Origin of the sequence: Aeromonas taiwanensis, from assembly GCF_000820165.1 — a bacterium.
In the GTDB taxonomy this organism is placed as follows: domain Bacteria; phylum Pseudomonadota; class Gammaproteobacteria; order Enterobacterales; family Aeromonadaceae; genus Aeromonas; species Aeromonas taiwanensis.
This window is the reverse complement of record NZ_CDDD01000059.1, coordinates 61,436-81,747: the sequence shown is the minus strand read 5'-3', so window position 1 is coordinate 81,747 and position 20,312 is coordinate 61,436. Positions and strand designations below refer to the sequence as shown.

The following is a 20,312-nucleotide window of genomic DNA, read 5'->3' as shown; positions in this document are numbered from 1 at the left end:
CCCACCATGCCAGTCAATTTATTGATCTTGCCCGAGAAACGACCAATTTCCCCTTCCCTACCCGGCCCCGTTCGGTAACATTATCGTTTGGAAACCCTCTCGTCGGAGTCAGCCATGAGCCAGACCAGAGCCACACCGCAGGGAAAGCGCAGCAGGCTGGAGGCTGGAATTCAGGGGCGGTAGCCTTGCTGACGCCAATACCTTAGCTGTCTTTCTAAGCTGTGGTAATGGCTGCGAAAAAAGGGCGTCAAAAGAACACGCCCAGCTTCAGAGGCAGGAATGTAAACAATTGATTTTATATATTATTTATATTTCCTGCATCAAGACAGAGCGACGTTAGATGGAAGACGGTATTAACGTGTTAATGCCGCCTTCAATTTCATCACTGTTTCAATTTTTAGGAAACACTTATGCATTGGCTGATCTCAGCAAATTCAGAGGTATACGATCACGCATCCTCTTTTAAAGATCACGGATTCATCGATTGGCGTCAAGGTACAATAAAATACCAAAATCTAGATACTGTTTATATTTATGTGACTAAACCTGTAGGAAGGATTCAATATAAATGCATTATCACCAAAACAAACTTAAATTCAAAAGAAATTCGTGATGACATAAAATATTGGACTAATCAAGAAGAACATGAGAAGTCTTTGCTTGGTGTTTACATGCGATTGGAATTGGTTGAACAAATTAACAGCCCCAAACTCTCTCTTGAAAGATTATTGAAACATGGTCTAAGAGCTGCGCCTCAAGGCCCTAAAAAATTAGATAAAGAACCAAAGTTACTTAACTATATTGAGAAATATTTCTATATTAATTTTGATACCGTATTCTTCCCAGATGAAATCGACTCGTCACTTATATTAACGGAAGGTTTAAAAAAACAAATATTTGTCAATAGGTATGAGCGTAGTAAAGAAGCCAGGGATCTGTGCATAAAACACCATGGAACTACATGCAATGTTTGCAAGATTGACTTATCAATGATCTATGGCGACGTGGCTAAGGGATTTATTCATGTTCATCATTTAGTTCCAATATCAGATATTGGTGAAGAATATAAGGTTAATTACAAGACGGATTTACTCCCTGTATGCCCAAATTGCCATGCTATGTTGCATCGTATTAAATCTAAAGAACCTGTTTTGGAATTAAGAAAAATCATCAACTCAAATTTGAAGAGAATCCAAACAAAAAAAATCATGTAGAACGGTTTTCGGGTGTCCCATAAGTCGATGTCACCCTTAAAAAGACAAGAATGCGTCGTAATTAATGAGCATTATTGGGGGAGTGTTTTGGGGCGCCACCTTTGGCATCCTGACAACAATTGGTTTATGGCCATTTAGATTAATGGTAAAAAGGGTGCCCCCTTGAAATCAAAAATTTATTTGTTAGCGTGTAGGTTTTAAATAAATAAAAACACAACATCCAATATAAAGCGGAGTCACATGCTCATGCCCCCTAGAGCTCAAGCAGATTGCTTATAATATTTATTTTTGGCTCTATGACAATTAAATATAGCGATAACCATTATATTCACAGCCTAATTATCAAAGGTAAATCCGGAAAAATTTCTTGATTATAGAAATGCGCACAATATCGAATTCATATTTATTGTTTGTATCAAAACCATTTAAAACAGAAGAGCGTGAAGAGGAATTAACAGATCTTGGATTTATCGATGACATCAAGAAAAGTTAGCATTAACGGTTTAACTTCTAACGGGTGAACGGTTAACAAACCGCCATGAAGCTGTTAGTGACTGACAACAAGGGGCATCATGGGCAGGAAATAAACAAAGGGGCCAAGGCCCACTCTGCTATTGATGCCCGGTAAAGCAAATCGACATCAGTTTATCAGCCCACGCTGCCGCAACGCGGTCAACCCGTAGGTTCGAATAGCGCAGCGTATTCGGACAATCGCGAATAGCCCCGCCACGATATAAGCAAGGATCGGGAAATAACCTTGCGGGATTGATATCGGCTGCCTTGCGGTGGCTCAAGGTTCACTGGTGCCACTATAAGCTGGATTTATGGGTTTTCCGCTGATGACCCAACTTTTACTTATAGTGGCTGCCGCCAGCGCATTAGCGCACGTGGTGGCCAACTTAACGGCTGCAGGGCGGTTGTTATATGTTCTTCCGATTCAATGGCACGCTGGCGAGACGGGCAAAGAGGGTTCCTCTGCCCTTGCTCCCCACGCCTGCGATCTGTTTGCTGCTTACAGCTTGCTGTCCGAGTGAATACACGGTTGCCGGGATAGCAATCCGTCTCCCGGCGTAAGACGGCGCCACTCAACAACTACATGTAGTTCCCCTGCCGCAGGGCGGTCAGCAACTCATCCACCAGCGCTTCCACCGGCTTGCCGGCGTTAAGCAGGTGGATCTCAGGGCTTTCCGGTGCCTCATAGGCTGAATCGATACCGGTGAAGTTGCGGATTTCCCCCGCTCGCGCCTTCTTGTAGAGCCCCTTGGGATCGCGCTCTTCGCACAGGCTCAGGGGGGCATCTACGAACACCTCGACAAACTCCCCTTCACCCACGAGATTGCGTACCAGATCCCGCTCGGCGCGGAATGGCGAGATAAAGGCGGTGAGCACGATGAGGCCCGCATCCACCATGAGTTTGGCCACCTCGCCGACCCGGCGGATATTCTCCTGGCGGGCGGCGTCATCGAAGCCGAGATCGCCGCACAGGCCGTGGCGCACATTGTCCCCATCCAGCAGATAGGTGTGCTTGCCCGCTGCCGCCAGCGCCTGTTCCAGCGCCCCCGCCAGGGTGGACTTGCCCGCCCCCGAGAGCCCGGTGAACCAGATCACCAGCGGCTTCTGTCCCTTCTGCTCGGCCCTACGCTCTTTGCCCACGGCATGGTCGTGCCACACGATATTGCTCATTTAACACTCCTTGTGACGCTCACGCCTTTACGCCAGCGCCTTGGCTTTCTGCCTTAACATAAGCGGCCTTAGCGACCTTAACATGGCCCCGATATCAGCCCTTAAAACGGAAACAGCAGGGGCACCATGACGATCACCCCGATGCTGTACGCCAGGGAGACCGGCAGGGCCAGCTTGAGGTAGTCCGGCATCTTGTAGTTGCCCGCCGCATAGACCATCAGATTGGTCTGATAACCGTAGGGCAGGATAAAGCTGGAGCTCGCCCCGAACAGCACCGCCAGAATAAACGGCATGGTGGAGACGTCCATGCTGAGCGCCAGCTGGTATCCCATGGGGAAGGCCAGGGCCGCCGCGGCGTTGTTGCTCATCAGCTCCGTCAGCACCAGGGTGAACAGGTAGATGCCGATAAAGGTGACGAAGGGGCTGGCACCGTTGAACTCGCCCATCAGCCAGTCGGCGATGAGCTTGGCCAGGCCGCTCTGCTCCAGCTGATCGGCGATGGCCAGCGCCCCGCCCACCACCAGCCAGATATCCAGCGGAAAGCGGCGGCGGATCTCGTCCAGGGTCAGGATGCGGGTAAACAGCAGCACCACCAGCATCACCAGCAGCCCCTTGAAGAGCGGCACCAGCTCGAATACCGACAGCGCCAGCACCCCGAGGAAACCCAGCACCACGGCGGCGCTGCGCTTGCCATCGAGCCGGGTGGAGGCCTCCAGCCCGCTCACCACCACGAACTCCCGGGAGAGGGACTTGTTGCCGGCAAACTTGGGGCCGGGGGCCAGCAGCAAGGTGTCCCCTGCATGCAGTTCAATCTGGCCGAGGCCGCCGGTGAGCTGGGTCTCGCCACGGCGCACCGCCAGCACCACCGCATCGAAGTGGGTGCGAAACTCGGCGTCCTTGATGGTCTGACCCACCAGGCGCGAGCTGTGGCTGACGATCACCTCCACCAGGTGCTGGCCGTTGAGGCGGTGCTGGCCGTAGAGATCCAGCCCCTTGAGCTCCTGCAGCACGCCGACGCTCTCCACGTCGCCGCAAAACAGCAGCATGTCACCCTCGTGCAACTCGTGCTCCGGCTGCACCGGGCAGATCACCTGATCGCCGCGGATGATCTCGGCCAGATAGAGGCTTTTCAGGCTGCGCAGGCCGTTGTCCTTGACGCTGCGCCCGGCCATGGGGGAGCCGGGGCCCACCTTGGCCTCGAGAAAATAGCCGGATTCCCGGCTCATCTCGGTGTCCTGCTCCGGCAGGTGGCGGGCAAACAGCAGCACGGCGACCAGGCCGGTCAGCAGGGTCCCCGCCCCCACCATGAAGAAGTCGAACATGCCGAGCGGCTTGGCCCCCATCTTGATGAGGAAGCTGTTGACGATAAGGTTGGTGGAGGTGCCGATCAGGGTCAGCACGCCACCAAAGGTCGCCGCGAAGCACATGGGCAAGAGCAGCCGGGACGGCGCATGGTTGGGGTTGCGTTTGACCGCCCCCAGCATGGAGGCCACCACAGCGGTGTTGTTGACGAAGGCCGACAGGAAGGCGGTGGAGAACCACACCTTCACCAGCACCTTGTTGAAGGAGCCGGTGCCCACCAGGTTGGCGAACCAGCTCATGACCCGGGTCTTCTCCACCGCGAGCGACACCAGCAGCAGCAGCACCAGGGTCAGCAGGGCACTGTTGGTGTAGCCCGCCACCACGGCGTTGATGTCCGCCAGGCCGCTCAGGTAGGTGATGAGCACGGCGCCCGAGAAGAGCAGCGCCGGGCGGAGTCGGCCCTGGATCAGCAGGGCGACGAGGGCAGCCAGCAGACCCAGCACCAGGGATTGTTGCCAGGTCATGGGCTTATTCCTTGTCCGACGCGTTGCTGATGGTCAGCGCCTGCCAGTGGGGGAAATGCTTGCGCACCAGGGCGTTGAGCTCGATTTCAAACTCGCTGTATTGCCCTGCCACCGCCTTGGCCGCCAGCCCTTCCACTATCATGCCCGCGCCCACGGTGACGTTGGTCAGCCGGTCGATCAGGATAAAGCTGCCGGTATCGCGGATCTCCTGGTAGGGATCGAATGCCACCGGATCGGTCAGGCTGAATTCGCACAGGCCGATCTCGTTGAGCTTGAGCTCGGAGGCCGGCAGCTCGTCCAGCTTGTTGATCTCGATGCGGTGGCGGATGGCCTCCACCTGGCCGCGGCTCTTCTTGGTGGCCAGCTTGACGTCATAGACCCGGCCCGGCTGCAGGGACTCTTCCCCCATCCAGACGATGTGAGCCAGCACGTTCTGGGTCACCTGGGGCTTTTTCGCCGCATCCACCAGCAGGTCGCCCCGGCTGATGTCGATCTCGTCCGCGAAGGTGACCGTGATGGCCTGACCCGGCAGGGCATACTCCAGATCCCCGTCGAAGGTGACGATGCGGGTCACCGTGCTCTCCTTGCCGGACGGCAGCACAGCGAGGCGGTCGCCGACCCGCAGGATGCCGGAGGCGAGGGTCCCCGCGAAGCCGCGAAAATCGAGGTTCGGGCGGTTCACATACTGCACCGGCAGGCGCACCGGATGGCGCTCCAGCTCGCGCTCCACCTCGGCAGATTCCAGCAGGGAGAGCAGGGTTTCACCCTCATACCAGGCCAGCTTGTCGCTTTGGTTGACCACGTTGTCACCGTCCAGGGCGGAGACCGGCACGATGTGGATGGTGTCGACGCTGAGCTTCTTGGCGAACTCGCGATACTCGGCGCTGATGCGCTCGAACACTTCCTGGCTGAACCCCACCAGGTCCATCTTGTTCACCGCCACCACGAACTGCTTGATGCCGAGCAGGCTCGCAATAAAGCTGTGGCGACGGGTCTGATCCAGCACTCCCTTGCGGGCGTCGATCAGGATGATGGCGAGATCGCAGGTGGAGGCACCGGTGGCCATGTTGCGGGTGTACTGCTCGTGGCCCGGGGTGTCCGAGATGATGAACTTGCGCTTCGCGGTGGAGAAGTAGCGGTAGGCCACGTCGATGGTGATGCCCTGCTCGCGCTCCGCCTGCAGGCCGTCCACCAGCAGGGCCAGGTCCAGCTTCTCGCCCGTGGTGCCGAGCTTCTGGCTGTCGGACTCCAGCGCCTTCAACTGATCTTCATAGATCTGCTGGGAGTCGTGCAGCAGGCGGCCGATGAGGGTGCTCTTGCCGTCGTCCACGCTGCCGCAGGTGAGAAAGCGCAGCAGGCTCTTGTGTTGCTGGGCGTGCAGGTAGGCTTCAATGCCCTGTTCGCTGATGGCGGTCTGAATATGGTTGTTCATGATGCGATTCCTTAGAACATTTTTTTAGAAATAGCCCTGACGCTTCTTCTGCTCCATGGAGCCGGCCTGATCGTGGTCGATGAGTCGCCCTTGCCGCTCGCTCGAGGTGGTCAGCAGCATCTCTTCGATGATCTCCGGCAGGGTGGTAGCGTTGGACTCGATGGCCCCGGTCAGCGGGTAGCAGCCGAGGGTACGGAAGCGCACCAGCTCCTGTTTCACTTCATCTTCCGGGCCGATGGGCATGCGATCGTCATCCACCATGATCTTGATGCCGCCGCGCTCCACCACGGGACGCATGGCCGCGAAATAGAGCGGCACTATGTCGATGTTCTCGAGATAGATGTATTGCCAGATATCCAGCTCGGTCCAGTTGGAGAGCGGGAAGACCCGGATGCTCTCACCCTTGTTGACCTGGCTGTTGTAGACGCGCCACAGCTCCGGGCGCTGGTTCTTGGGATCCCAGCGGTGGGACTTGTCGCGGAAGGAGTAGACCCGCTCCTTGGCCCGGGACTTCTCCTCGTCGCGGCGGGCACCGCCGAAGGCGGCATCGAAGCCGTATTTGTTGAGCGCCTGCTTGAGCCCCTCGGTCTTCATGATGTCGGTGTGCTTGCTGCTGCCGTGGACGAAGGGGTTGATGTCCATGGCGAGCCCGTCCGGGTTCTTGTGAACGATAAGATCCAGCCCGTACTTCCTGGCGGTCTCGTCCCGGAACTTGATCATCTCCTTGAACTTCCAGTTGGTGTCCACGTGCAGCAGAGGGAAGGGGATCTTGCCCGGGTAGAAGGCCTTGCGGGCCAGGTGCAGCATGACGGAGGAGTCCTTGCCGATGGAGTACATCATCACCGGGTTTTCAAATTCGGCAGCCACCTCGCGGATAATGTGGATGCTCTCGGCTTCCAGTTGCTGCAGATGGGTCAATCTTTCACGGTCCATGTCTGGGTCCTCGGTTCATTGCGCTCGCGCCTGGTCGGGGCGCGGTCTGGGTTCAGTTCGGTGCCGCCTGGGCAGCACCGTCAAATCGATTCGCGTCTCGGCCTCAGGCCAGGCTCACCAGCTTGAGCTCGTGGCCGCTGTCGGCCTCTCGCCCTTGCGCCGCCTCGCCAAACCAGGCCAGCTGTTTGCGCAGGGAAACCACCTCGCCGATGACGATAAGGGAGGGGCTCACCGCCTGGGCGGCCAGTTCGGCCAGCTCCGCCAAGGTGCCGGTCAGCACGCGCTGACGGGCCGTGGTGCCCCGCTCTATAATGGCGATGGGGGTGCTCTGGCCACGGCCATGGCTCACCAGCTGCTGCTGGATGTGCTCGGAGCGCATCAGCCCCATGTAGATAACCAGGGTCTGGTTGGTGGTGGCGAGCTGCTGCCAGTCCGGTTCCTTGCCCTCCTTCTGGCAGTGGCCGGTGATGAAGACGGCGCTCTGGGCATGGTCGCGGTGGGTGAGCGGAATGCCGGCATAGGCGGTGGCACCGGCCGCCGCCGTGATGCCGGGCACCACGGAGAAGGGGATGCCCTCCTCTGCCAGCACTTCCAGCTCCTCGCCGCCACGGCCGAACATGAAGGGATCGCCCCCCTTGAGCCGCACCACCCGGTTGCCCGCCCTGGCGTATTCCACCAGCAGGCGGTTGGTCTCTTCCTGGGGCACGCTGTGGGCCCCCGCCTTCTTGCCGACCGACACCAGGGTCGCATCGCGGCGCACCAGGTCCAGGATCTCGGCGGAGACCAGCTGGTCATAAAGCACCACCTCGGCCTGTTGAATTTGTTGCAGCGCCTTGAGAGTCAGGAGGCCAGGATCACCCGGGCCCGCCCCTACCAGTACCACCTCGCCCACCTCGGTCCGGGCCTTGTCCAGCCCCTCGTTCAGCCACTGCTCGGCACCTTGCCAATCTTCTTTCTCAATCAGACCGGCCAGGGTGTTGGAGGCAAAGGCGCGCTCCCAGAAGCGGCGGCGATCGGAGAGGGAAGCCAGCACCTGCTTGGCCCGGCTGCGCACCCGACCGGAGAGCTCGGCCAGACCACCGAGGTGGCGGGGCAGCAGGCTCTCGAGCCGCTCGCGCAGCAGGCGCACCAGCACGGGGGCTTTGCCACCGCTGGAGACGGCCACGACGATGGGGCTGCGATCGATGATGGAGGGGAAGATAAAGCTGGAGCGCTCGGGGTCGTCCACCAGGTTCACGAAGAGGCCGCGCTCGGTGGCGCTCTGATAGACCAGGCCGTTCACTTCGAGATCGTCGGTGGCGGCCACCACCAGGATCTGGCCCGCCAGATGGGCAGGCTCGAAGCGCTCCGCCAGATGGGTGAAGCGGCCGGCAAATTCGTGGAAGCCGGGGTCGAGCTCGGGGGAGACCAGGGTCAGGCGGGCACCTGCCGCCAGCAGCAGGCGCGCCTTGCGCAGGGCAACCTCGCCCCCGCCCACCAGCAGTACCGGGCGGCCTTCCAACCTGGCAAACATAGGTAAATAATCCATCAGGGCCCACTCCTCGGCATCGCGACATCTGGGGCGACTATAGGCAGGAGCGCTTATCCCTCAAAATAATAAAAAATGCTCTTTAATGCGTTTTGGTAATTAGTAAAGCCGTATTGCGGCAAAGGGATATGAATCCCTTGTGGTGGATGGCGCCAGACCCTAGGCTAGTGAAAGTGTTTCATAAGGAGCTTAATCATGAATGAGTCATTGATTGTATTGGGGATCTTCATATTCCTGGTACTCGCCACCCTGAGCGCAGGGATAAAGATAGTGCCGCAGGGTTTCAACTGGACCGTAGAGCGCTTCGGCCGCTACACCCGCACCCTCTCGCCAGGCCTCAACCTGCTGATCCCCTACATCGATCGCATCGGCCACAAGATCATCATGATGGAGCAGGTGCTGGACATCCCGGCCCAGGAGGTGATCTCCCGGGACAACGCCAACGTCACCATAGACGCCATCAGCTTCGTGCAGGTGGTGGATGCCCGCAAGGCGGGCTATGAAGTCAACGATCTCACCAGCGCCATCCGCAACCTGACCATGACCAACATGCGGACCGTACTCGGCGCCATGGAGCTGGACGAGATGCTCTCCCAGCGCGACACCATCAACGAGAAGCTGCTGCGCACCATGGATGCGGCCACCGCCCCCTGGGGCATCAAGGTGACCCGGATCGAGATCAAGGATGTACGTCCGCCGCTGGCGCTGGTCGAAGCCATGAACGCCCAGATGAAGGCCGAACGCCAGAAACGGGCCGAGGTGCTGGAGGCCGAAGGGGTGCGCCAGTCCAAGATCCTGAAAGCGGAGGGGGAGAAGCAGTCCCAGATCCTCAAAGCCGAGGGCGAGCGTCAGGCCGCCTTCCTCGCCGCCGAAGCGCGGGAGCGGGCCGCCGAGGCGGAAGCCAAGGCGACCCACATGGTGTCAAAAGCCATCGCCGAAGGGGATCTGCAGGCCATCAACTACTTCGTGGCCCAGAAATACACCGAGGCCCTGGCCCGCATCGGTGAAGGCCCCAACAGCAAGGTGGTGATGATGCCGCTGGAGGCGGGCAGCCTGATCGGCGCCGTGGCCGGCATGGCCGAGCTGTTCAAGGATGACAAGGGCGGCAAGTCATGACAGCCCTGTTCGAGGGGCTGACCCACTGGCACTGGCTGGGGCTCGGCTTCGTGCTGCTGGCCATCGAGGTGCTGGGGTCGGTGGGCTTTCTGCTCTGGACCGGCATCGCCGCCCTGGAGGTGGGGCTCCTGCTGCTGGTCTGGCCCTTCGGCTGGCAGGCGCAACTGCTGCTGTTTGCGGTGCAGTCCCTGCTCACCACCTGGGCCTGGTGGCGCTGGCAGCACCGCCGGGATCGCTCCGGGCAGGACGCCGCCGCCCCCATCAACGAGCGGATGCAGAGCTATCTGGGGCGGGAGCTGACCCTGCTGGACGACGTCAGCCAGGGCATGAGCCGGGTCCATCTGGATGACACCGTCTGGACGGTGCGCTGCGGTCAGTCGCTCCCTGCGGGCACCAGGGTCAGGGTGACGGGGCATGACTCCCATATTCTGCTGGTGGAGCCGCTGCCCTGAGCGGGCCCGCCTCCCGGCCATAAAAAAACGGGCCCGGCGCTCTCGCGCCGGGCCCGTTTTTCAATGAGGTGCTGGCTTAGTTGGCCTTGGCATCGCTCACTGCGGCTTCAGCCTTCTCGGCTACGTCAGCAGCAGCCTTCTCGACAGTAGCGGTCGCTTCGGAAGCAGCCTTCTCGACGGTAGCAGACGCTTCGCTAGCGGCGTTCTCAACAGTGGCAGCAACTTCTGCAGCCGGAGTAGCGGCCGGCGCGGCGGCTTCTTCTTTCTGACCACAGGCGGTCAACATCAGACCCAGGATACCGGCTACCAGTACTTTGTTCATGTGCATACCCTCAAAAAAAGATGGAGAGATGGTGTGAATGACCATCACAGCGCCCCGGCTCCCGGCAGAAAAACCACCGGCATGAGCCCGAAGGCGCGCGAAATATATCTCCATACGCGCCCGATGAAAACGCGTATCACAATGATATTTTCTCGTTGCTTTGATAAGAGAAACTACTTTAACGACAAATATTAATATAAAGCACCCACAAACTCGCAAGACGAGACAACAAAACACCAACTTAGAGTCGAATGATACTCAAAAATTGTCATTTTACCTTCCGCCCGTCGAGCCGTTAAATCGCCTCAATCAGACAGCTTCTGACAAGGAAGACGCCGCCCCTGGCTGTCGCTCTCCCTGGCCAGATCCAGCAGCGCCATCACCGCCAGCGCCTCGGGGGCGGGCACAGGGTTGGCCCCTTCTCCCTTGATGGCGGCACAGACCGCGCGGTAGTAGGCGCCGTAGTCCCCCGCCTCACCGGCCAGGGTCTGCTGCACAAGCTCGCCGTCCCGGATCCGGCTGAGCTGGCCGGGCTGCGGATCCGCACCCCAGTCCGCCGCCGGAGGGCGCTTGCCCTGCTTGAGCTGCTCTTCCTGCACGTCCATGCCGAACTTGATGAAGGAGCCCTCGCTGCCGTGCACCACGAAACGGGGCATGGTGGCGGAAACCAGACAGCTGCCGTGCAGAATGACCCGTTTCTCGCCGTAGCCCAGCACCACGTGGAAGTAGTCGTCGCTCAGCGCCCCCGGGCGCTGCCGGGCGAGATCGGCCTGGATCCAGTCAGGCTGGCCGAACAGCTGCAGGGACTGATCCAGGATATGGGGGCCGAGATCGAACCAGAGGCCGGAGCCCGGGCCACCCGCCTCGCGCCAGCGCTGGCGCACTTCGGGGCGATAACGGTCGAAATGGGATTCGAACTGGGCGATCTGTCCCAGCGCCCCCTCCGCCAGCAGGCGGCGCACGGTGAGAAAGTCCCCGTCCCAGCGCCGGTTGTGGAAGATGCTGAGCAGGCGCTGCTGCTCCTCGGCCAGCACCACCAGCGCCTCGGCCTCTGCCAGATCCAGGGCGAACGGCTTGTCGATCACCACGTGCTTGCCCGCCAGCAGAGCCTGGCGTGCGATGGGAGCATGGGTGTCGTTCGGCGTGGCGATCACCACCAGATCCACGGTGTCGTCCGCCAGCACCTCGTCAAGGGAACCGACGAGGCAACCGGGCAACTCGGCCTGCACCTTGGCGGCATCCCGGCTCACCACCCAGCGCAGGGCGAGACCGGGGGTGGTAGTCAGAAAGGGGGCATGAAAGGTCTGCCCTGCGAAGCCATAACCCACCAGGGCGGCGTTGATTGTGTGGCTCATGCGGTTGTCTCCACGGGTAGCATGTCATGGGGAGCAGGCGAGCCATCGCCTGCATAAAGAGAAGGGGGCTCAAGGCCCCCTGAGTGTGCTCATCAGAGCACAGGATTTATTGCAAACACAAGCGCCGCCCCTGACGTGTCATCAGTACCAGCAAGGGGGGCAGCAACAGCCACATGTGCAGGGCCAGCTGGCTCAGGGGATCCGGCATCAAGGCACCGGTGAGCCCCACCAGGGCGCCAGAGCCACTCATCTGGAACAGACCGAGCAGGGCCGCCGCCGTGCCGGCGCAGTGGCCGAAAGGAGCCAGGGCCATGCCGGCTGCGGCGCCCAGGATCATGGCGAAGCCGATGCTGGAGAGGAACACCGGCCCCATCATGGCCAGCGGATGCGGGATGTGCATGGCCAGCGTCAGGGAGATGGCGGAGATCAGCAGCACCAGCAGGCCGAGGCGCAGGGTCCGTCTCGGCCCTACCCTGGCGATGAAGCGAGGAGCCAGGAAGCAGGCCAGGATGTTGAGGACAGCATTGGCAGTGAACCAGTAGCTGAACCCGTTCATGTCCAGACCCAGCTTCACCATCAGCTGCACCGGCGCCGCGGTGACATAGGCCAGGATCACCGCCATCGCCAGCATGCACAGGGCCGCGTTGAACAGGAAGCTCGGGGAGCGCAGCACCGGGCTGTAGCGGGACCAGCTGATGAGCGGGCCGCTGCTGCTGGTCTCTTCCGGGCGAGTCTCCGGCATCCGCCACAGCAGCCAGCTGCCGACCACGACGGCGTACCCGGCCATAAACCAGAAGTTCGCCGACCAGCCGGCCTTGGCGGTGAGCCAGCCACCCAGCAGAGGGGCCAGCGCGGGAATGAAGCAGATGGCGCCGTTCAGGTAGGAGATCATCTGGCCACTCTTCTTGGGGCCATAGCTGTCACGTACCACGGAGAAGGCAGCAACCGAGGTGGCACAGGCCCCCAGGCCTTGCAACACCCGCGCCAGCATCAGCTCACCTAGGCTGGCGGCAAAACCGGCGCCCAGCGCGCTCAGGCCATAAAGCAGCACGCCGCCCAGGGCCACGGGTTTGCGGCCATAGCGATCGGCGAGCGGCCCCACCAGCAACTGTCCCATCCCCATGCTGAACAGGAACCAGGTAATGGTGCCCTGCATCAGGGTCACTTCGGCCCCCAGTTGCTCGGCCATCTGCGGGATGGCGGGCAGGTAGATGTCGATGGCCAGCGGGCTGAACAACACCAGGAGTACAAGCAGAAGAATCAATGGCATCAGTCACCTCAAGCCCTAGGAATATCGATTGGTGCGCGAGTCTACTGACTCACAGTAATGAATTGAAATGGTATTTAATCACTTCGGTTATTCCCTACGGGAAAGATGTATTTTATCTACCTGTCACGCCGGACAGATTGTAGCCCGAACGAAACCCAGCATCGGACAATTGCGCTTTTACTCGGCCCCGCCCCCGCATAGAATGCGCAGATTATTTTTGCGGAGGTGTGTGATGAACAAGCTTGTCCTGGCAACAGGGAACCAGAAAAAGGTGAAGGAATTGGCCGCCATGCTGGCCGATATGAAGATCCAGGTGATCCCGCAGAGCGAGTTTTCAGTCTCCGATGCCGATGAGACCGGCACCACCTTCGTCGAGAATGCCATCATCAAGGCCCGTCACGCCGCCCGCGTCACCGGCCTGCCCGCCGTGGCCGACGACTCCGGCCTGGAAGTGGATCTGCTGCACGGCCGTCCCGGCGTCTACTCCGCCCGTTTTGCCGGCGTTGGTGCCAGCGACAAGGAGAACATCGACAAGCTGCTGGCCGAGCTCAAGGGCGCCCCGGATTACCTGAAAAGCGCCCGCTTCTGGTGCGTGCTGGTCTACATGCGCCACGCCGACGACCCCACCCCCCTCATCTGCCAGGCGAGCTGGGAGGGGATGATCATCGACGAGCCCCGCGGTCAGCACGGCTTTGGCTATGATCCCGTGTTCTTCGTCCCCGACCACGACTGCACCTCAGCCCAGATGCCGGCCGAGCTGAAGAACCAGCTCAGCCACCGCGGCCAGGCCCTGGCCAAACTCAAAGCAGCCCTGGCGGCGGTCAACTAAAGCGCTGCCTCCAGCCGCGTTGTCATCTACAATGGGGGCCGTCGGCCCCCGTTTCTTTGGCGGCGCCCGGCCCGTTGTCATCGGCAGCCAGGGCCACCCGACCCCTTTTGATTTTTTGAATACTGGAAACTCCATGCTGCAACTGCCGCCCCTCTCCCTCTATATCCACGTGCCCTGGTGTGTCCAGAAGTGCCCCTATTGCGACTTCAACTCCCACGCCCAGAAGGGGGAGCTGCCCCACCTCGAGTACGTGGCGGCCCTGCTGGAGGATCTGGAGCAAGACCTGCACTGGGCCCAGGGACGGCCGCTCTCCTCCATCTTTATCGGTGGCGGCACGCCGAGCCTGCTCTCCGTGGCGGCCATGCAGGCCCTGCTGGACGGGGTGCGCGCACGCATTCCCCTGACGGCGGACTGCGAGATCACCATGGAGGCCAACCCGGGCACGGTGGAGGCGGACAAGTTCGCCGGCTTCCAGCGGGCCGGCATCAACCGCATCTCCATCGGGGTGCAGAGCTTCCAGCAAGAGAAGCTGACCCGCCTCGGCCGCATCCACGGCCCCGAGGAAGCGCGCAAGGCGGCCGAACTGGCCCACGCCATCGCGCTTCCCACCTTCAACCTGGATCTGATGCACGGCCTGCCGGATCAGAGCCTGGACGATGCCCTCTATGACCTGCAGCAGGCCATCGACTGCGCGCCGCCGCACCTCTCCTGGTATCAGCTCACCATAGAGCCGAACACGGCGTTTGCCTCCAAGCCGCCCAAACTGCCGGAAGATGACACCCTGTGGGACATCTACGAGCAGGGCCACGCCATGTTGACCGCCCAGGGCTATCAGCAGTACGAGATCTCGGCCTATGCCAAGGCGGGCTACCAGTGCCGCCACAACCTCAACTACTGGCGCTTCGGCGACTATCTGGGGATCGGCTGCGGCGCCCACGGCAAGGTGACGGACCTCGCCAACCAGCAGATCCTGCGCACCGCCAAGGTGAAGCACCCGAAAGGCTATCTGGACCCGAGCCGCCCCTATCTGGACGAGCAGTGGCAGGTGAGCGCGGACGATCTGCCGCTCGAGTACTTCATGAACCGGTTCAGATTGTTTGAACCGGCCCCCAAGGCGGAGTTCGAGGCCTACACCGGCCTTGAATTGGAGCGGGTAGAAACCATGCTGACCATCGCTCAAAGCAAGGAGCTTATCGAGGATCTCGGCGACAGCTGGCAGCTCACCCCCCTCGGCCATCGCTACCTCAACGTGCTGCTCGAACTCTTTATGGACGAGTAAGAAGGCGTTCACACATCTTGCAGCGAAGCCGTGAGCAAACGGTCGCTTTCGCAAAAACAATCAGGGCGCCATGGGCGCCCTGATTGTTTTGAGATGAAGGGGTGGAAACCCGCTCAGCAGCAGACGCATACCATCTGCTGTTGGCCGGGCTCCCACCGTTTGCCGTGCTTGGCCTTGCGCTGATAGCTGCCCTTGCCCTTCTTGCTCGGTTCGACCCTGGCCTGGAACAGGGGCGAAGTGACCAGTGCCTTGAGGTGATTGTCCTGGATGATGCCACGCTGATGATCGCAGGCGGATTCGGCGGTGACGGCGGTCACCTTCTTCTTGGCCATATGGGCTCCTTGATGGGGTTGTCGTGTTTGCCCATCGCCCCTGCCACCACAGGCCTGGGGCAGGCGGCGAAAAACGCGCAGATTGTGCGCCTCTTGCCTCCCCCGCGCAAGGGTCAGGCGGGCGAGTCAGGCTGGCTGATAGACGACCCGCACCAGCCCGCTCGACAGCAGGGTACTGGAGACGGGGGCGAGCCGACCGGGCAGGGCCCCCGAGAAGAGCGACACCCCGCGCCCCAGGGTGACCGGCACCCAGAACAGGGTCAGCTCGTCGACGACCCCGGCCTGCAGCCCCTGGCGCACCAGATCGCCACCATCCAGATAGAGGTGGCGGCTCCCCTCCTGCCAGAGCGTATCCAGCACCTGTGGCAACGCCCCCTGCCGGAAAGTGACGTGGGTGCGGGGCTCGGCCGCCCTGTGGGTCAGCACCACCACTGGCTTGTCCCCGTAGGGCCACTCGGGAAAGGCGCTCACGGTGTCGTAGCTGTTGCGCCCCATCAGCAGGGTATCCGTGCTCGCCATCAGGCCCGCATAGCCGGTCGCCTCCTGGCTGTCGCCACCATAGGGTGCCAGCCACGCCAGATCGCCCCCCTCCCCCGCGATAAAGCCGTCGAGGGAGAGGGCGAGAAAGGCACTGACCCGGGGGCGCTGCAGTTCAGTGCTCATGGTCGTGATGCTCGTGGCGGGAGGGGGCGCCGGACTCCAGGGTCTCCAGGATGGCGCAGTGCTCCGCCGAACGCGGGCCGCCGCAGCAGATGTCGGAGAGCTCCCTCAGGTTTTCGCGAAAACGGGTCAGCTCCACGATCTTCTGCTCCACCTGTTCGAGCTTGGCGTCGGCCACCGCCTTCACCTCCTGGCAGGTAACCTTGGCCTTGTTGGTGTCGAGAGCGAGCAGCTCGCCGATGTCCGCCAGGGAGAAGCCTACCGACTTGGCGCGGATGATGAACTCCAGCCGCCGCCTGTCCTGCTCGCCGTAGAGGCGATAGCCCGACTCGTTGCGAAGGCCCGGCGAGATGAGGCCGTTCTTCTCGTAAAAGCGCAGGGTGTCCGCCTTCACCCCGCACGCCCTGGCCAGTTCCCCGATCCGATACATGGTCCTCTCCCCCTGCATGACATCCCCGACATGGTACTCAATATAAACCGGCCTCCACTATCGCCCCTTTGCCCGGCGATTGCCAGCCAAAGGCAGGAAAGGGGCAGCAAACCCGCTCCATCATGGCCCTTTATCCCCAAAACACTGAAAAGACAAACGTTTCACAAAAAATCACCGGAAAACGTTTAACGCCGCATCCCACAAGGCTTTGTCTCTTTAAAAAATCCACCACGGCTCACATTTTTTGTGTAGAATACGCGCCCACAAGAGAGCGTCGCGTCAAGCGGGCATTTCCTAAAACGCTTTTGCCAACGGCCAGCCTTCTGGCGAGAGTGGTTTGCGAAATCCCCCACTTCCATTTATTTGGGGACTCTCTGTGTGTTGAGCCTCGCCTCCCATGGAACGGTCCCCGTTATGCTGAGGACGATAGAGTGATGGAACAAGCTCGACCCATTCGCCGCGCACTGCTGAGTGTGTCTGACAAGACTGGCATCCTGGAATTTGCCAAGGCACTCGACGCGCGGGGTGTGGCCCTGCTCTCCACCGGTGGTACCGCCAAGCTGCTGGCCGATGCCGGCCTGCCGGTCACCGAGGTCTCCGACTACACCGGCTTCCCCGAGATGATGGACGGTCGGGTCAAGACCCTGCATCCCAAGGTGCACGGTGGCATCCTCGGCCGCCGCGACCGGGATGACGCCATCATGGCCCAGCACGCCATCTCCCCCATCGACATGGTCGTCGTCAACCTCTATCCCTTCGCCGCCACCGTGGCCAAAGCTGGCTGCACCCTGGAAGACGCCGTCGAGAACATCGACATTGGCGGTCCGACCATGGTCCGTTCCGCTGCCAAGAACCACAAGGACGTCACCATCGTCGTCAAGGCCTCCGACTATGACCGCGTCATCGCCGAGATGGATGGCAACGGCAACAGCCTGACTCTGGCGACCCGCTTCGATCTGGCCATTGCAGCCTTCGAGCACACCGCCGCCTACGACGGCATGATCGCCAACTACTTCGGCACTCTGGTGCCCTCCTACGGCGAGAACAAGGAAGGGGATGAAGAGTCCCGCTTCCCGCGTACCTTCAACGCCCAGTTCATCAAGAAACAGGACATGCGCTACGGCGAGAACAGCCACCAGGCTGCCGCCTTCTACGCCGAAGAACAGGCCGCACCGGGCTCGGTGGCGAGCGCCACCCAGCTGCAGGGCAAGGCCCTCTCCTACAACAACATCGCCGACACCGACGCGGCGCTGGAGTGCGTGAAGGAGTTCAGCGAGCCGGCCTGCGTCATCGTCAAGCATGCCAACCCCTGTGGCGTCGCCATCGGTGACGACCTGCTGACCGCCTACGATCGCGCCTACCAGACCGACCCCACCTCGGCCTTTGGCGGCATCATCGCCTTCAACCGCGAACTGGACGGCGACACCGCCGCGGCCATCGTGGCCCGCCAGTTCGTGGAAGTGATCATCGCCCCCAGCATCAGCCAGGCAGCCCGCGACGCGGTCGCCGCCAAGCAGAACGTGCGTCTGCTGGAGTGCGGTCAGTGGACTGCCCCGGCGCAAGGGTTTGACCTCAAGCGCGTCAACGGCGGCCTGCTGGTGCAGGAGCGCGATCTCGGCATGGTGACCCTGGGGGATCTGACCGTGGTCAGCCAGCGCCAGCCGACCGAGGCTGAACTGAAAGACCTGCTGTTCTGCTGGAAGGTCGCCAAGTTCGTCAAGTCCAACGCCATCGTCTATGCCAAAGACGGCCAGACCATTGGCGTGGGCGCCGGCCAGATGAGCCGGGTCTACTCCGCCAAGATCGCCGGCATCAAGGCCGAGGATGAAGGGCTGACCGTGGCGGGCTCCGTCATGGCTTCCGACGCCTTCTTCCCGTTCCGCGACGGCATCGACGCCGCTGCTGCTGCGGGTATCTCCTGCGTCATCCAGCCCGGTGGCTCGATGCGCGACCAGGAGGTGATCGACGCCGCCAACGAACACGGCATGTGCATGGTGTTCACCAACATGCGCCATTTCCGTCACTGATGGATCAGGGCCGCCGCTGGCGGCCCTTTTGTTGTCTCTTTTCACCTGGCTATTTTTCACTGGCGCAGGCTGTTGGCCCGCCAGTGGCCCCGAATAGAAGCGAGCGATACGATGAAAGTACTGATCATTGGCAACGGCGGCCGTGAACACGCCCTGGCCTGGAAGGCCAAGCAATCCCCCCTGGTGACCCGGGTCTTCGTCGCCCCCGGTAATGCCGGCACCGCCCACGAAGGAAGCATCGAGAACGTGGCCATCTCGGCCACCGACATCCCGGCCCTGCTGGCGTTTGCCAAGGAGCAGCACATCGGTCTGACCATCGTCGGGCCGGAAGCGCCGCTGGTGAAAGGGGTGGTCGATGCGTTCCGCGCCGAGGGGCTGGCCATCTTCGGCCCGACCGCCGCCTCTGCCCAGCTGGAAGGCTCCAAGGCGTTTGCCAAGGATTTTCTGGCCCGCCACGCCATCCCGACCGCCGAGTACCAGAACTTCACCGAGGTGGAGCCAGCCCTGGCCTACCTGCGCGAGAAAGGCGCCCCCATCGTGATCAAGGCTGACGGCCTGGCCGCTGGCAAGGGGGTGATCGTCGCCATGACCCTCACCGAAGCGGAAGAGGCGGTGCGCGACATGCTCTCCGGCAATGCCTTCGGCGATGCCGGCGCCCGGGTGGTGATCGAGGAGTTCCTGGACGGGGAAGAGGCGAGCTTCATCGTCATGGTGGACGGCGAGCATGTGCTGCCCATGGCCACCAGCCAGGATCACAAACGGGTCGGTGATGGCGATACCGGCCTCAACACCGGCGGCATGGGCGCCTACTCCCCCGCGCCCGTGGTCACCCCCGAGGTGCACCAGCGCGTGATGGAGCGGGTGATCATGCCGACCGTGCGCGGCATGGCGGCCGAGGGCAACGTCTATACCGGTTTCCTCTACGCCGGCCTGATGATCGACGCCGAGGGCAACCCCAAGGTGATCGAGTTCAACTGCCGCTTCGGCGACCCCGAGACCCAGCCCATCATGCTGCGCATGCGCTCCGATCTGGTGGAGCTCTGCCTGGCAGCCTGCGCCGGCAAGCTGGATCAGGTCGAAGCCATCTATGACTCCCGCGTCGCCATCGGCGTGGTGCTGGCGGCGGGCGGCTACCCCGGCGACTACCAGCAGGGCAAGCCCATCAGCGGCCTGCCGGTGGAAGAGGCGAGCGGCGAGAAGGTATTCCACGCCGGCTCCCGCATGGAAGGCGATACCGTAGTCACCGCCGGGGGGCGCGTGCTGTGCGCCACGGCCCTCGGCCACACGGTCGCCGAGGCGCAGCAACGGGCCTATCAGCTGGCAGGGCGCATCAAGTGGGACGGCGTCTTCTACCGCAACGACATCGGCTGGCGCGCCATCGAACGCGAGCTGGCCAAATAAGCCGTCACTTGCTACCTCGCAGACAAGGGCCCCCGGGCCCTTTTTTGTTGCCGGAGTGCAGCCCCCCCACTGCATTCGGACTCCCCGCATGCTGCTGCCAGGCCGCCTTGGTGGACTTCAGCCTTCCGTTTCGCCCGCTTGGCATCCGATGTCTGACACACTCCGTTCGGTTACATTCGTACAGCAGGATGCACACATTTCGTCACAATCAGTCGCACTTTCC

18 protein-coding genes are annotated in these 20,312 nt (G+C 61.2%); 7 read left to right on the top strand and 11 right to left on the bottom strand.

What is annotated here, in order from left to right:
- Positions 1-410: 410 nt before the first annotated feature.
- Positions 411-1,214 (top strand): HNH endonuclease, encoded by an 804-nt coding sequence (locus tag BN1136_RS19895; protein ID WP_081843920.1) that lies wholly within the window; start codon positions 411-413, stop codon positions 1,212-1,214.
- A gap of 1,092 nt (positions 1,215-2,306) precedes the next feature.
- Here BN1136_RS19895 and cysC read toward each other — a convergent pair.
- From cysC to cysG, 5 genes are all read right to left on the bottom strand, one after another.
- Positions 2,307-2,897, bottom strand: coding sequence for an adenylyl-sulfate kinase (gene cysC / locus BN1136_RS11525; RefSeq protein ID WP_043764179.1), 591 nt, complete (start codon positions 2,895-2,897; stop codon positions 2,307-2,309).
- Between the two features lie 101 nt (positions 2,898-2,998).
- Positions 2,999-4,723: an SLC13 family permease gene (locus BN1136_RS11520; protein ID WP_043808511.1), complete on the bottom strand. Its 1,725-nt coding sequence runs from the start codon at positions 4,721-4,723 to the stop codon at positions 2,999-3,001.
- Positions 4,724-4,727: 4 nt separating this feature from the next.
- The gene (cysN, locus tag BN1136_RS11515; RefSeq protein ID WP_043764178.1) at positions 4,728-6,155 is read right to left on the bottom strand and encodes a sulfate adenylyltransferase subunit CysN; all 1,428 of its coding nucleotides are present in this window, start codon (positions 6,153-6,155) and stop codon (positions 4,728-4,730) included.
- A 24-nt stretch (positions 6,156-6,179) separates the two neighbouring features.
- Positions 6,180-7,088: a sulfate adenylyltransferase subunit CysD gene (cysD, locus tag BN1136_RS11510; RefSeq protein WP_043764177.1), complete on the bottom strand. Its 909-nt coding sequence runs from the start codon at positions 7,086-7,088 to the stop codon at positions 6,180-6,182.
- Positions 7,089-7,191: 103 nt separating this feature from the next.
- Positions 7,192-8,616 carry a siroheme synthase CysG gene (cysG, locus tag BN1136_RS11505; protein ID WP_043764176.1) on the bottom strand — a complete coding sequence of 475 codons (1,425 nt, stop codon included), beginning with the start codon at positions 8,614-8,616 and terminating at the stop codon, positions 7,192-7,194.
- Between the two features lie 195 nt (positions 8,617-8,811).
- Here cysG and BN1136_RS11500 point away from each other — a divergent pair, with 195 nt between their 5' ends.
- A complete protein-coding gene (locus tag BN1136_RS11500; protein WP_043764174.1) occupies positions 8,812-9,732 on the top strand; it encodes an SPFH domain-containing protein in 921 nt (306 codons plus the stop codon).
- The gene (locus BN1136_RS11495; protein ID WP_043764173.1) at positions 9,729-10,184 is read left to right on the top strand and encodes an NfeD family protein; all 456 of its coding nucleotides are present in this window, start codon (positions 9,729-9,731) and stop codon (positions 10,182-10,184) included. The genes BN1136_RS11500 and BN1136_RS11495 overlap by 4 nt, the downstream gene beginning before the upstream one ends.
- Positions 10,185-10,260: 76 nt before the next feature.
- On the opposite strand, the gene BN1136_RS11490 is transcribed toward BN1136_RS11495, so the two are convergent.
- From BN1136_RS11490 to BN1136_RS11480, 3 genes are all read right to left on the bottom strand, one after another.
- On the bottom strand, positions 10,261-10,506 hold the full coding sequence (locus BN1136_RS11490; RefSeq protein ID WP_043764213.1) for a hypothetical protein: 246 nt from the start codon (positions 10,504-10,506) through the stop codon (positions 10,261-10,263).
- Positions 10,507-10,811: 305 nt separating this feature from the next.
- Entirely contained in the window at positions 10,812-11,861 is a 1,050-nt protein-coding gene (locus tag BN1136_RS11485; protein ID WP_043764172.1) for an oxidoreductase, read from the bottom strand.
- Positions 11,862-11,967: 106 nt separating this feature from the next.
- On the bottom strand, positions 11,968-13,131 hold the full coding sequence (locus BN1136_RS11480) for a multidrug effflux MFS transporter (RefSeq protein ID WP_043808509.1): 1,164 nt from the start codon (positions 13,129-13,131) through the stop codon (positions 11,968-11,970).
- A gap of 232 nt (positions 13,132-13,363) precedes the next feature.
- Here BN1136_RS11480 and rdgB point away from each other — a divergent pair, with 232 nt between their 5' ends.
- Both rdgB and hemW read left to right on the top strand, forming a co-directional pair.
- Positions 13,364-13,960 (top strand): RdgB/HAM1 family non-canonical purine NTP pyrophosphatase, encoded by a 597-nt coding sequence (gene rdgB / locus BN1136_RS11475; RefSeq protein ID WP_043764171.1) that lies wholly within the window; start codon positions 13,364-13,366, stop codon positions 13,958-13,960.
- Between the two features lie 133 nt (positions 13,961-14,093).
- A complete protein-coding gene (gene hemW / locus BN1136_RS11470) occupies positions 14,094-15,239 on the top strand; it encodes a radical SAM family heme chaperone HemW (protein ID WP_043764169.1) in 1,146 nt (381 codons plus the stop codon).
- Between the two features lie 113 nt (positions 15,240-15,352).
- Here the strand turns inward: hemW and BN1136_RS11465 are convergent, their stop codons facing one another.
- The 3 genes from BN1136_RS11465 to zntR all read right to left on the bottom strand — a co-directional run bounded on the left by BN1136_RS11465 (position 15,353) and on the right by zntR (position 16,661).
- Positions 15,353-15,571, bottom strand: coding sequence for an alternative ribosome-rescue factor A (locus tag BN1136_RS11465; RefSeq protein ID WP_043764168.1), 219 nt, complete (start codon positions 15,569-15,571; stop codon positions 15,353-15,355).
- A gap of 126 nt (positions 15,572-15,697) precedes the next feature.
- Positions 15,698-16,234 carry a dihydrofolate reductase family protein gene (locus tag BN1136_RS11460; protein ID WP_043764167.1) on the bottom strand — a complete coding sequence of 179 codons (537 nt, stop codon included), beginning with the start codon at positions 16,232-16,234 and terminating at the stop codon, positions 15,698-15,700.
- Complete coding sequence (zntR, locus tag BN1136_RS11455; protein ID WP_043764212.1) at positions 16,224-16,661, bottom strand: Zn(2+)-responsive transcriptional regulator; 438 nt, start codon at positions 16,659-16,661, stop codon at positions 16,224-16,226. Before zntR ends, BN1136_RS11460 begins: the two co-directional genes overlap by 11 nt.
- 434 nt (positions 16,662-17,095) lie before the next feature.
- On the opposite strand from zntR, the gene purH reads away from it, so the two are divergent.
- Both purH and purD read left to right on the top strand, forming a co-directional pair.
- The gene (gene purH / locus BN1136_RS11450; RefSeq protein WP_043764165.1) at positions 17,096-18,688 is read left to right on the top strand and encodes a bifunctional phosphoribosylaminoimidazolecarboxamide formyltransferase/IMP cyclohydrolase; all 1,593 of its coding nucleotides are present in this window, start codon (positions 17,096-17,098) and stop codon (positions 18,686-18,688) included.
- A 111-nt stretch (positions 18,689-18,799) separates the two neighbouring features.
- Positions 18,800-20,089 carry a phosphoribosylamine--glycine ligase gene (purD, locus tag BN1136_RS11445; RefSeq protein WP_043764164.1) on the top strand — a complete coding sequence of 430 codons (1,290 nt, stop codon included), beginning with the start codon at positions 18,800-18,802 and terminating at the stop codon, positions 20,087-20,089.
- Positions 20,090-20,312 lie beyond the last annotated feature (223 nt).